At 73.1% G+C, this 11,957-nt stretch carries 11 protein-coding genes; 9 read left to right on the top strand and 2 right to left on the bottom strand.

What is annotated here, in order from left to right; all coding sequences use genetic code 11:
• Positions 1-395: 395 nt before the first annotated feature.
• The 9 genes from rpmH (at position 396) to FRAAL_RS30035 (ending at position 9,427) form a co-directional block, all read left to right on the top strand.
• On the top strand, positions 396-533 hold the full coding sequence (rpmH, locus tag FRAAL_RS35470; protein WP_009741462.1) for a 50S ribosomal protein L34: 138 nt from the start codon (positions 396-398) through the stop codon (positions 531-533).
• Positions 534-562: 29 nt separating this feature from the next.
• Positions 563-997, top strand: a complete 435-nt coding sequence (gene rnpA / locus FRAAL_RS30070) for a ribonuclease P protein component (RefSeq protein ID WP_041940004.1) — start codon at positions 563-565, stop codon at positions 995-997.
• The gene (yidD, locus tag FRAAL_RS30820; protein WP_083866963.1) at positions 994-1,635 is read left to right on the top strand and encodes a membrane protein insertion efficiency factor YidD; all 642 of its coding nucleotides are present in this window, start codon (positions 994-996) and stop codon (positions 1,633-1,635) included. Before rnpA ends, yidD begins: the two co-directional genes overlap by 4 nt.
• The gene (gene yidC / locus FRAAL_RS30060) at positions 1,629-3,041 is read left to right on the top strand and encodes a membrane protein insertase YidC (protein WP_011607916.1); all 1,413 of its coding nucleotides are present in this window, start codon (positions 1,629-1,631) and stop codon (positions 3,039-3,041) included. The genes yidD and yidC overlap by 7 nt, the downstream gene beginning before the upstream one ends.
• 118 nt (positions 3,042-3,159) lie before the next feature.
• On the top strand, positions 3,160-3,717 hold the full coding sequence (locus FRAAL_RS30055) for a Jag family protein (RefSeq protein ID WP_011607915.1): 558 nt from the start codon (positions 3,160-3,162) through the stop codon (positions 3,715-3,717).
• Positions 3,718-3,925: 208 nt separating this feature from the next.
• Positions 3,926-6,235 carry a glycosyltransferase family protein gene (locus FRAAL_RS30050; protein WP_011607914.1) on the top strand — a complete coding sequence of 770 codons (2,310 nt, stop codon included), beginning with the start codon at positions 3,926-3,928 and terminating at the stop codon, positions 6,233-6,235.
• 447 nt (positions 6,236-6,682) lie between these two features.
• The gene (gene rsmG, locus FRAAL_RS30045) at positions 6,683-7,471 is read left to right on the top strand and encodes a 16S rRNA (guanine(527)-N(7))-methyltransferase RsmG (protein ID WP_011607913.1); all 789 of its coding nucleotides are present in this window, start codon (positions 6,683-6,685) and stop codon (positions 7,469-7,471) included.
• 187 nt (positions 7,472-7,658) lie between these two features.
• Positions 7,659-8,429 (top strand): ParA family protein, encoded by a 771-nt coding sequence (locus FRAAL_RS30040; protein WP_082121920.1) that lies wholly within the window; start codon positions 7,659-7,661, stop codon positions 8,427-8,429.
• On the top strand, positions 8,426-9,427 hold the full coding sequence (locus FRAAL_RS30035; protein ID WP_011607911.1) for a ParB/RepB/Spo0J family partition protein: 1,002 nt from the start codon (positions 8,426-8,428) through the stop codon (positions 9,425-9,427). Before FRAAL_RS30040 ends, FRAAL_RS30035 begins: the two co-directional genes overlap by 4 nt.
• A 343-nt stretch (positions 9,428-9,770) precedes the next feature.
• Here the strand turns inward: FRAAL_RS30035 and FRAAL_RS30030 are convergent, their stop codons facing one another.
• Together FRAAL_RS30030 and FRAAL_RS30025 are read right to left on the bottom strand one after the other, a co-directional pair.
• Entirely contained in the window at positions 9,771-10,409 is a 639-nt protein-coding gene (locus FRAAL_RS30030; RefSeq protein WP_041941162.1) for a GNAT family N-acetyltransferase, read from the bottom strand.
• A gap of 228 nt (positions 10,410-10,637) precedes the next feature.
• Entirely contained in the window at positions 10,638-11,918 is a 1,281-nt protein-coding gene (locus FRAAL_RS30025) for an N-acetylmuramoyl-L-alanine amidase (protein ID WP_041940002.1), read from the bottom strand.
• Between the last annotated feature and the right edge of the window lie 39 nt (positions 11,919-11,957).

The following is an 11,957-nucleotide window of genomic DNA, read 5'->3' as shown; positions in this document are numbered from 1 at the left end:
CGGCGGGCGGGGCCGGCCGGGTCGGCGGACCCGGCCGTGTGGCATTTGCTTACCAGCAGTCATCGCGGTGTCCGGCCCCGGCTTGCCGTGGGTCGCGGTCGGTCCCACGGTGGCTTCGGGTGGACGATGGCGGCCTGCGGTTGCGTCTGGACCGAGTCGGTCGCCCAGGTTGGGTCGCGGTCGGGGAGGGGCCGCGGGACGGGCCGGGCTCGCCGATGACGGCGGGCGGGGTGCGGTCGCCGGGTCGTCCGCGGCACCGGCATGTGTACGCTAGGTCGAACCGCGGTGTTAGACCGCTTCGTTTGTCGTGGGATGCGCTTGCGCGGGCCGTGTGGGGCCCACCCCTCGGCGGCGGAGATCACCGCCCGCGTCCATCTTGCAGACGGAGTCTTCACGTGAGTAAGCGCACCTTCCAGCCGAACAACCGCCGGCGGGCCCGCACGCACGGGTTCCGGCTGCGCATGCGGACCCGCGCTGGTCGTTCCATCGTCTCTGCCCGCCGTCGCAAGGGCCGCAGCGAGCTCTCCGCCTGACGGCGGGTTCCTGCTGTACCCCGGCTGACATGCTTCCCGAGGTCTCCCGCGTGCGGACCCGGGGCGAGCATGCCCACGTGGGGACCGCGGGCCGGCGGACCAGGTCCGGTCCACTGGTTGTCCACAGCGTGTGGACAACCAGTGGGGAGCCCCCACGCGCGGGTTTCGTCGTCGGACGCCGGGTCGGCAAGGCCGTGGTGCGCAACCGGGTGCGTCGCCGCCTGCGAGAGCAGGTGCGGGCCCGGTTGGACCGGCTGCCCCCGGGAACGATGGTCGTCGTCCGCGCCCTGCCGGAGGCGGCCTCGGCCAGCTCCGAGCGGCTCGGTCAGGCCCTGGACGACGCGATTGCGCGGGCCCTGCGTGCCCGCCCGGCCGCGGATGGTCGGGGTTCGGACGGTCGGGGCGACGGCGCGCGTGCGCAGCCGGCCCGACCGGCGCGGCTCGTGGTGGGAAGCGGCCGATGACCGTCGGGATGTTCCTGCTCGTGGCGCTGGCCGTGGCCCTTGTCCTTGATCTTGTGCTGGCCTCCGGGCTGGCCCGCAGGCGCCTGCCGACCGTGGCCCGCACCGCCGACGGGGCGGTCCGAGGGCCGCTGGCCTGGGTGTTCGCCGGGCTCGTGCGGCTCTATCGGGCCGGCTGGTCGGGCCGCAACGCCGGCATGTGCCGGTTCGAGCCGTCGTGCAGCGCCTACGCGCTGACGGCGGTTCGCCGCCATGGCGGCATGCGCGGTGGGGCGTTGGCCGTCGGCCGGCTGCTGCGCTGCCAGCCGCTCTCGGCCGGCGGGTACGACCCGGTCCCCGGCGAGCCCACCGACCGGCATGTGCCCTCCGATCGGCCTGCGCCCACCGGCAGGCCGCCGGGTATCGGGACGGATCCCGGAACGACCGCCGATCCGGGAACCAGCGCGGGGCCGGGAGTCGTTCGCAAACCCAGAGGGGTGACGACCGTCTCCGGGCGTGGTAACCGCGCGGTCGCGCCCGGATCACCGGTGCGGTCGCGCCGGCCCACAGGCATGGCTTTCCGTCTCCGGCCGAGGGGACGCGGGCCGAGATCGTCGGTTCCGGTCGCGGACCGTGGGCGTGAGGAGTCCGAACGTTGTTGAATCCCCTTTACCATCTCGCGGCGAACGCGATCGTCTTCTTCCACAAGGGGTTCGCGCCGATCTTCGGCGCCGACAGCTTCTTCGCCTGGGCCTTCTCGGTCGTCCTGCTCGTCATCGCGGTGCGTGTCCTGATCTTCCCGCTGTTCGTCAAGCAGGTGAAGTCGCAGCGGACGATGCAGATGATGCAGCCTCGGATCAAGGAGATCCGGGAGAAGTACGGGCACGACAAGCCCCGCATGCAGCAAGAGATCATGGCGCTGCAGAAGGAGCACGGCAACCCGCTTCTCGGCTGCCTGCCGATTCTGCTCCAGATCCCGTTGTTCATCTCGCTGTTCCACGTGTTCACCCACCTGGCCCCGATGAACGAGGGCCCGAACGGCGCCCTTGTCTGGCGGCCCCGGGTGGGGCTGTCCGCGGACCAGGTCGAGCAGATCGCCTCGGCCAAGGTCTTCGGGATCTCGCTCGCCAGCGAGTTCGGTTCCGACAGCGACTTCGTGCACTTCCTCGGGGTGAACAGCACCCACGTCAAGATCCTCGCGGTCGTGCTGATCGTGCTGATGGGTCTGACCACCTTCATGACCCAGCGGCAGATCATGGCTCGTACCGGGCCGGTGGATCCGCAGCAGGCGATCGTCCAGAAGGTTCTGCTCTACGGCTCCCCGCTGATGCTCGCGATCTTCGGTTTCCGGTTCCCGATCGCGGTGCTGCTCTACTGGCTGACGACCAACCTGTGGAGCATGGGCCAGCAGTTCTTCGTGATCAAGAGGATGCCGCCGGTCCGCCCACTCGCCGCCGGTGGCCGGCTCCCCGGTGCTCGCACCGGCGCCGATGCAGCGCCCACTCCGGCGCGTCCGGCGCCCGGCGTGCGTGCCGGTGCCAAGTCCAGGAACCGCGCGCGGCCGGCGGCTGCGGGCGGCCCGAGCCTGGCCAAGAGCGGCGACTCCGGCGCGGGGGCGATGGCCGCGACGGGCGGCGGTTCGACCGCGGCGAAGGGTGCCGGGGTCAAGGGCGGTGCGGCGAAGGCAGGGCGAGGCTCGTCGTCGGCCCCGCCCGGGACCCGGTCCCGCAGCGGCGCGTCGGCGGCGGCAAAGCCCTCGCAGCCGCCTGCCGCCCCGCCGGTCGCGGGCGCGGCCGGGGGAGCCGATGACGTCCCCGCAGCGGCGCGTTCCACGGCCGCGGGGGGGAAGACTGCGGGAGGGAAGGCCTCGTCGGGCGGCCGTAAGAGCTCACCGGGCAAGGCCGCCGCAGCGGCCGGCAGCGGTGCGGAACCCGCGGCCGTGCCCGCGGCGGGCGACGGCGCGGCGACCCGCCCCGTCCCGGCTCCCGCCGGCGTCCGCCGCCAGGTCGGTGGTTCCCGTCCCGCCAAGCGGCGAGGCAAGGGCAAGCGGCCCGGCGGGCGGCGTTGACCCGGGGAGCCCTTCCCCGGCCGGCGGGCGAACTCGCCGGTCCCCCTGATTTCGTCACGATGCGGGGGCATCCCGTAATCTCTGCTCCGCCGCCCCCTGTTCCCCTGGAGAAGCGCTGATGACCGGTTCGGCACCTGACCTGGCTGTGGATGGAGCTGGAGTCTCCGAAGAGCAAGGCTCCCCGGAGGAGGCCGGGCTCAGCCCGCAGGAGCGGCGACTCGTCGACCTCGAACAGGAGGGGGAGATCGCCGCCGACTACATCGAGGGCCTGCTCGACATCGTCGACATGGACGGCGACCTCGATCTCGACGTCGAGGGTGGTCGGGCTGTCGTCGCGGTGGTCGGCGAGAGGCTCGACAAGCTGATCGGGACCGGCGGTGAGACCCTCGAGGCGCTGCAGGAACTCACCAGGCTCGCCGTCCTGCAGAAGACCGGGAACCGTAGCCGCCTCATGCTCGACGTCGGCGGTCACCGAGCGCGGCGTCGGGTCGAACTCCGTAAGATCGCGACGGCGGCGGCGGAGCGCGCGATCGAACGGGGCAAGCCCGAGACGCTCGCCCCGATGACCCCGTTCGAGCGCAAGGTCGTCCACGACGCCATCGCCGAGATCGACGGCGTCCACAGTGAGTCCGAGGGCGAGGAGCCGAGCCGGCGGGTCGTCATCCTGCTCGGCTGACCCGGCCCCTGGCTGCCCCGGCCCCCGCTCGACCGGCACTCGGCCGCCCGGCATGGGGACGACCGGCGCGCGGGCGTCTGATGCGGAGTGTTGCGCGCGGACCTCGCCGGGCGGGCACAACGACCTCCCCCGCGATGGGGGTCGGTGTCGGGCGCTAGATTCGGGCTGGAGGTGCGGCGGTAGGCGCCGCTGCTGATCGGGGGATGCCGTGCCGCCTGCGGGCCGTCGTCGGCCTGGGCGGTCCACGGTGGTGGCGGCCGGCGCGGTCGCGCTCGGCCTGGCCGGCGTCCTGGGCCTGTTGCACGCCTACCTGACCAGGCCACTCTGGTACGACGAGATCTGGCGGGCGCACTTCGTCAGCGAGCCGCTGGCGTCGTTCTGGTCGGAGCTGACGGTCGCCAACACCCCGTCCGCGCTCGGCTGGCTCGGGATCACCCGGCTCGCGGGCGAGGCGTTCGGTTGGCACTCGTGGTCGCTGCGGCTGCCCGGCTTCGTCGCGCTGCCCCTGCTCGGGGCCGCGATCGTCGTGCTCACCCGCAGGTTCGCCGGGACGACCTCGGCGGTGTTCGCCGCCGGCTGGCTGTGCCTGAACACGACGTTTCTGGACCTCGCCACCCAGCTCAAGCCGTACACGGTCGAGGCGCTCGCCGCGGTGTGCATCGTCGTCGTCTGGACCTCGGACCCGCGCGAGCCGCCCGACGAGGTCCCGGCCGCCGGGGCCGCGCGAGGGCCCGACCGTGGCCGCCTGGTCCGGCGGACGGCGGCGGGGGTGCTGGCGCTCGTCGCCGTGCCTGGGATCTTCGTGGTGCTCCCGCTGGTTGCGGTCGACGTGTGGCGGGGCCCGGCGCGGCGGTGGCGGCTGGTCGAGTGCCTGCCCGCGCTCGCCCTCAGCACCGTGCACACCGTCGGGTTCGTCGCCCACCAGTCCAGTCAGCGCAATGGCGACTACTGGGATCGCCAGTTCCTCGCCGGCCGCGGGCCGTGGGCGGCACTGCGGTTCGTCGCCGATCAGGTCCGTGCCACCGTCACCGGCTCGCCGCCGGGAATCGACCGCTTCGACCCGAGCCTCGTCCACGGCACGGTGCCCGCCGGGCCGTTCGGTTCCGCACCGGCCGTCCTGATCGCGGTCGCGGTCGTCGTGGCGGGCGGAACCGGCGTCGTGGCGCTCGCCCGTCACCGGCAGGGCCGGACTCTGCTCGCCGCGCTCGGCGGCGCGGAGCTGATGATGCTCGGCGCGAGCGCCGCTCGGTACTGGCCGTTCGGACCGACCCGGACCAACCTGTACGTGGTGCCACTGCTCGTTGTTGTGGTGGTGGTGGGTGCCGAGCGGGTGATTCGGTCCCTCCTGTCGGCGGTGCGAGGCCATCTGCCCCGCGGCGGGCCCCAGCGGGCCGCTGGGCGCTCGAAGGGTAGTCCCCCAACCCTCACCCTGCCGGGATCCGTGGCCGAGCGCTCACATTCCGTCTTCTCGCCGAGGGTGGTGACGGAAGGCGACGGTACGCTTGCACTCTCCGGGACGCTGGTCCCGACTCCCCCGGCCTCTCCCGCCTCTCCGGCTTCTCCTGTGTCCCCGGCTTCTCCGCCGCCTTCACCCCCGGTCGGCGCCACGCCGGTGCCTGGACTCGCGGTCTCGCGAGTCGGCCTCGCCCGGGCCGCGGTAGCGCTCCCCCTCGCGGCGGTCGTCGCGATCACCGGCTGCGGGGTGCTGCTCATGCAGACGTCGGTGTCGGGCAGCCGTCCACTCTGGGAACACCAGGACCGCCTGCGCGGCCTGGACCTGATGGTCGACGCGGCCATCGTCACCCGACGGGTGGCCCGGCCCGGTGACGTCGTCGCGGTCGGCGGCAGACTGGCCCGTCCGGGTTGGCTCTACGCGATGGAGGCCAGCGACGACGGGCCGCGCGAGCCCAGCGATCTCCAGCCCGGCCCCGCAGGGGACGGCCGCCCGCGGCGAAGCGGCGCCGGCGGCACGGCCGACTCCGCCGCCGGCGAGAGGTCTGCCGGCGAGAGGTCTGCCGGCGAGAGTCCCGCGACTGAGACGTCCGCCGGCGAGGTGTCCGCGGACGGGGTGTCCGCGGGTGGAGGGTCCGCCGGTGGCGCCCGGGTGGCGATACCCGCGCCGCGCCGCGCCGTCCTCGTCGGCCGTTCGGGGGCCGACGGGGTGAGCGTCGTCGATGGCCACCGGCCCGCGGGACGTGCGGCGGATGCCCGGGCGGCCGGAAGCGGCGGGGCAGGTACGCCCGCCCGGATCCCCCGACGGGACACCGTCTTCTTCGGCGGCGCCGCGCCCGCGCTGCTGCGCCAGCTTGCGCAGCGCCCCGTTCCGCCCGGGCACCTGCTCGTCTTCGTCTTCGACATCGAGCGGACGGGCCTGGCTGGTCAGCTCGCGCCGTTGCACCGGGCCGGCTGGTGCGCGACCGAGGACTGGACCTTCCGGCTGACCGGCGTGCTGACCCGCTATGACCGTTGCTCCGCAGGCACCCCGCCGCCCCGGCGGGTCATCGTCGCCTACCACTGACCCGGCCTCCGCCGGTGACCCCGACCATCGGTGTCGGGGCTCGGCGTCCGACGTCACGCCCGAGCGGCGCTACGTCGGTGACCTCGGCCCGCGGTGACCTCGGCCCGCGGTGGCCCCGGGCTCGCAGCGGCGGCTGATGCGGGCCGACGGGACCCGACGGCACCGCGGCGTATGCCCCGCCCGGTGCAGCGGGGATGCTTGTCGGGTGCGCGATCCTCTGCTGCTGTCGTCCTGCCTCTCCCGACCCGCGGTCCCCGGCGGCGGTCCACCCGGCTGGCTGCCTCGGCCGGGGTCCGGCCGGCCCCGCCCACCCGGCGCCGGCACCGCCGCCACTGTCGGTGGTGGCTCAGACGGCGACGGTGGTGCCGACGGCGGGGATGGCACCACCGGACTGGCCCGGGTGGGTGTGCGATGACCGACTCGGACCCCTCGCGTCCGGTGCGTCCCGTGGGTCCCCCGCCAGCGGCACCGGCGGCCGCGGCCGAGCTGTTCGGCCCGCGTCTCGCGGCGGCGGAGCGTTTCACCGAGCTGCTGGCGACCGCGGGAGTGGAACGCGGGCTGATCGGTCCGCGGGAGACCGACCGGCTGTGGGAGCGGCATGTGATCAACTGTGGGGTTCTCGCCGAGGTCGTTCCCGAGGGTGCCGACGCCGTTGACGTGGGCAGCGGCGCCGGTCTGCCGGGAATTCCCCTCGCGCTGGCCCGCCCGGACGTGCGGGTCGTGCTGCTCGAACCGATGGAACGACGCTGCCGCTTTCTGCAGGAGGTTGTGGCTGCCGTGGGTCTGGAGGAGCAGGTTTCCGTCCTGCGTGGCCGCGCGCCGGATGCCGGAATCGGCCCGGAGGGTCGTAGATTCGGGGTTGCCGTCGCACGCGCGGTCGCCCCGCTCGAGCGGCTGGGCGCAATCCTCCTTCCGATGCTGCAACCGGGTGGTGTCATGCTGGCGATGCGCGGTTCGCGGATCCTGGAGGAGTTGCAGGACGCGCGCGGCAGTCTCGGAACCCAGGGGTGGCATCCCGTGGATGTCGTGGTGTGCGGAGAGGGACGGGTGGACGAACCCACTCGCGTCCTCCGAGCCGTGCGGTCATCCCAGCTCTCCCGGGCCGAAGGCAGGAAAGGGCGCGGCGACGGTGAGCGGCACGATGGCAGACAGGTCAGACGAACGGCGCGGGACTCACGACGATCACGGGAGGTCGATCGTGACCAGCCGACGCGTGGGCAGTCTCGTTCCACGTGAAACAGCGTCGACGGGCCGAGGCGGATCCGTGGGCGGGGGATATCGGGGTCACGACTCCGTCATTCCCCCGCTGGACCCGCTCGACCGGTCGACCCCGATCGGAGCGGCGGCGGCAGCAGCAGTGGAAGCCTTGGCGGCAGAACGACGACAACCATTCCCCCGTCCCACTCGGCGGCGCATCATCTCGGTGGCCAACCAGAAGGGCGGCGTGGGCAAGACGACGACGACGGTCAACCTGGCCGCGGCCCTGGCGTCGCACGGCATCCGTGTCCTGGTGATCGATCTCGATCCGCAGGGAAACGCGTCGACGGCGCTCGGCATCGACCACCACTCCGGCGTCCCCTCCATCTACGAGGTGCTGCTCGGGGACCGTCCGCTTGACGAGGTCATCGTGGCCTCGGCCGAGGCACCCGCGCTGTTCTGTGCCCCGGCGACGATCGACCTGGCCGGTGCCGAGATCGAGCTCGTCTCGCTCGTGGCGCGGGAGAACCGCCTGCACCGGGCCATCCAGAGCATGCAGCGTGAGGTCGACTACGTCCTCATCGACTGTCCTCCGTCGCTGGGCCTGTTGACCGTCAACGCGCTGGTGGCGGCGCGGGAGCTGCTCATCCCGATCCAGTGCGAGTACTACGCGCTGGAGGGACTCGGCATGCTGTTGCGCAACGTGGAGCTCGTCCAGGCCCACCTCAACCAGGACCTGCGCCTGTCGACGATTCTGTTGACCATGTACGACTCGCGCACCAGGCTGGCCGATCAGGTCGTGCACGAGGTCAAGGAGCACTTCGGGGACCGGGTGCTGGGCACGACGATCCCCCGTAACGTCCGGCTCGCGGAGGCCCCGAGCTACGGGCAGTCGGCGCTGACCTACGACCCGACCTCCCGCGGCTCCCTGTCCTACCTGGCCGCGGCCCGTGAGCTCGCCGAGCGGGGCTTCGAGCCGAACGGTGCGGTCAGGTGAGCGCGCGCCGCAGCGGACTGGGGCGCGGGCTCGGGGCGCTCATCCCCGTCGCCCCCCCGCCCGCGGACGGGCCCGACGCCGTTCGCCTCGCGGCCGACGGAGGCCGTCCCGACGGCGGGGGCGGGCCCCTCGGCGCCTTCGGCCTGCGGGGTGGGGACAGCACCGGTCCGCTGCCCGTCCACGGCGCCACCTTCCGCGAGCTGGAGGTCGGGTGGATCGTCCCGAACCCGCGCCAGCCTCGGACGCACTTCGACGAGGACGCGCTGGAGGAACTCGCGGCGAGCCTGCGCGAGGTCGGCCTGCTTCAGCCGGTCGTGGTCCGGCAGGTGGCGCGGGAGCAGTACGAGCTCGTGATGGGAGAGCGGCGCTGGCGGGCGTCCCAGCTCGCCGAGCTGACCCGCATCCCCGCGATCGTGCGGGAGACCGCCGACGACGCCATGCTGCGCGATGCCCTGCTGGAGAACCTGCACCGCCAGCAGCTCAACCCGCTGGAGGAGGCGGCGGCGTACGAACAGCTCCTCAAGGACTTCGGGGCGACCCACGAGGAGCTCGCCGGCCGGCTCGGCCGGTCCCGCTCGCACGTCACCAACACCATCCGCCTGCTCGGCCTGTCGCCGGCGGTGCAGCGGCGCGTCGCGGCCGGCGTGCTCTCGGCGGGGCATGCGCGGGCGCTGCTCTCGCTGCGGGATCCCGAGGCCCAGGACCGGCTCGCCACCCGCATCGTCGCGGAGGGGCTGTCCGTCCGGGCCGTCGAGGAGATCGTCGCGCTGGACGAGGACACGCCGCGCAAGCGCGCTCCGCGCGGCCCACGCTCGACCCCACCCACCCTGTCGCGACTCGCCGACCAGCTTTCGGACCGCTTCGAGACGCGGGTGAAGGTCGACATGGGTCGCACCAAGGGAAAGATCACGGTTGAGTTCGGCTCGCTTGAGGACCTGGAGCGGATCGTCGCGGTGATGTCCCCCGCGACCGCGTCGGACGCCGCTTCGCCGCGTTAGTCGTCCCGGCCGCGTCGCCGTCGTCGCGTCCTCGCCACGACGGCGGGCCCATGACGCCCGCGCCTGCCTACGAACCGGTCCGAGGCGCGGCCTGGTCGGGCGCGGCTGGGCCGGCCGACCCGACGGGAACGCGTCGTCGCGGTGCCGTTCGACGCCGCGGTACCGGCGGTGGCGGTGGCGGCGAACCGGGTTTGATCCCGCTATGTCGCCCGACGGGGGACGCGCGGGAAGCGCGAGGACCGCCGGTTCCTGGAGAATCGCGCTGACGGCCCGGCGGGAGGATACGCGGGAAGTGGCGAGGACCGCCGGTACGGGACGCGGGGGCGCGGCGTCCCGGCGGCGGTCAGGCGGGGTTGCCGGCTTGGCCGACCTTGCGGAGCACGCCCTCCGGCGTCATCGAACCGAGCAGCCGTTCCAGCGCGACCTCGACGTCCTCGCGCCAGCTCACCGTGTTCTTCACCTCGAGACGCAACCGAGGCCACCGGTGATGGGGACGGACCGTCTTGAATCCGACGGCCAGCAGGTAGTCGGCCGGCACCACGCACCGGGTGCCCGAGTCCTGCAGGTCACCGAACGCCTCCACCGCCTTGAACCCCCGCCGCAGGATCTCCTTGGTGACGGACTGGATGAGGATGCGTCCAAGGCCCTGGCCGGCGAACTCCTCCACGATGAGCGCCGTCATCAGCAGGACCGCGTCCGGTGACACTGGGCTGGTGGGGAAGGCGACCGAGCGCGGCACGTACGCGGGCGGCGCGAACATGACGAAGCCGGCCGGGACGTCATCGATATAGACGATTTTCCCGCAGCTTCCCCATTCGAGAAGCGCCGCGGAAACCCAGGCCTCCTTCTCCAGGTCGGTGGCTCCGGTCTCCTCCGCGCGACTGCGCGCGACCGGATCGAGCTCCCAGAACACGCAGCGGCGGCAGGGCAGCGGCATGTCGTCGATGTTGTCCAAGGTGATGTTCGCGATGCGACGGCTCATCGAAAGGGCACTCCCGCGGTCGGCCACCGGGCCGCCGTCCGCAGCGGTTGCGGGGACGGCGGCCGTGTTGGCCTCAGCCTAGGCCGACCGGCGCGGATCAACCCTCGACGCACCGCTTCCGTTTCACGTGAAACCCCTCTCGCACCCGGAGTGTGTCCGGAGCCGGGTGGCGGCGGGCCGGCGGGCCGGCGCTTCTCCGTCCCCGTCGACGAGGGGCCGGCGGACCCGTCAGGCGCGACCGGCAAGCCGGGGGACGTGGAGCTGGCCCGTCGGGGCGTCCAGCTCCGGCGGGAGGAACAGCCGCTGCGTCGCCGCGAGAACCGCCTCGGCGACCGCGGCCCGGAAATCGGTCGAACCGAGCGCGCGGGCGTCGTGATCGTTGGTCAGGTAGCCGAGGTCGAGCCGGACCGTCGGCATCCGGGTGCGGCGGAGCAGATCCCAGACCTTCGGATGGGTGCGGCAGTCCAGCATGTCGGTACGGGAGACGATCTCGCGCTGGACGAGCTGGGCGAAGCGCTCGCCGACGGCCGAGGATCCGCGGGCGTTTCCGTAGTAGTAGGCCGATACCCCCTGCGCGTGGCGGGAGGTGCTGCCTTCCGTGTGCAGGGAGATCAGGAGGTCGGCTTCCAGCTCGTTCGCGCGGGCGGCGCGTTCCTCCTCGCTCGGCGACTCGTCCGGGCCGTGGATGAGGTGGGACTCCAGGCCCGAGTCGAGCAGGCGGGTGGTGAGCCGGGCGGCGAGATCGGCCATCAGGTCCCGCTCGCACAGGCCGCCGCTGACGATGCCGAGGTCGTCGCCACCGTGCCCGGGATCGAGGGCGACAACCACCCCCAGCAGTGAGGTGCCGCGGGCGAGCAGGCGGACGGATTCGCGCAGCACATCGGGACGACCACCGGTCACGGTGCGGCGCAGCCGCTTGAGCTCACGCAGCGTCCGCGGGCCGCAGCGGCCGTCCGGATCCAGGCCGCGGTTGCGCTGGAAGTCGCGCACCGCGCTCTCGGTGCGGGGGCCGAAGATGCCGTCGGTCCGGCCGATGTCGAAGCCCATGTTGAACAGGCGCTCCTGCAGCGCGGCCACGTCGTCTCCGACGAAGGGGTGCGCGGCGCTGAAATAGAGCAACCTGTCGCCGAGATTGTGCCGGGCCTCCTCGAGCGCCCGCGCCGTATTCGGACCGAGTATCCCGTCGACGGACAGCCCACGACTCTGCTGGAAGGCCCGCAGCGCATTGTCGAGGTCGCGATCGAACCGGTCGGGGGGAGCGGGCGCCGCACCGCCCGCGCCGCCGGCCGGTTCCTCAGCCGGGCTGTGCACGCCCACCGCGGCGGCCGGGTCGGCGGCCGCGGCGGGCAGCCCGACCCCCTTCGACTCCCCGGGACGGGCCACGGCCGGCGCTGCCTCGCCCCGTTCCCCGCTCTGCCGGGGGGTCACGGGAAGAAAACCGAGATAGGTCAGGGCCGCCCGAACCTCGGCGACGGCGGAATCTTGGTCTCCCAGCCGCAACAGCTTCACAAACGTGTACCTTTCAGCTTGCCTGCCCCCAACGTGTTC

It is taken from the genome of Frankia alni ACN14a (genome assembly GCF_000058485.1).
Taxonomy (GTDB): domain Bacteria; phylum Actinomycetota; class Actinomycetes; order Frankiales; family Frankiaceae; genus Frankia; species Frankia alni.
Note: the sequence above shows the minus strand (reverse complement) of the source record. Positions and strands in the feature narration are given on the sequence as shown.

Excerpts from the sequence above, each read along its gene's own strand:
- rnpA (WP_041940004.1), top strand. The coding sequence starts at position 563 with ATGCTTCCCGAGGTCTCCCGCGTGCGGACCCGGGGCGAGCATGCCCAC.
- yidD (WP_083866963.1), top strand. The coding sequence starts at position 994 with ATGACCGTCGGGATGTTCCTGCTCGTGGCGCTGGCCGTGGCCCTTGTC.
- FRAAL_RS30055 (WP_011607915.1), top strand. The coding sequence starts at position 3,160 with ATGACCGGTTCGGCACCTGACCTGGCTGTGGATGGAGCTGGAGTCTCC.
- FRAAL_RS30030 (WP_041941162.1), bottom strand. The coding sequence starts at position 10,409 with ATGAGCCGTCGCATCGCGAACATCACCTTGGACAACATCGACGACATG.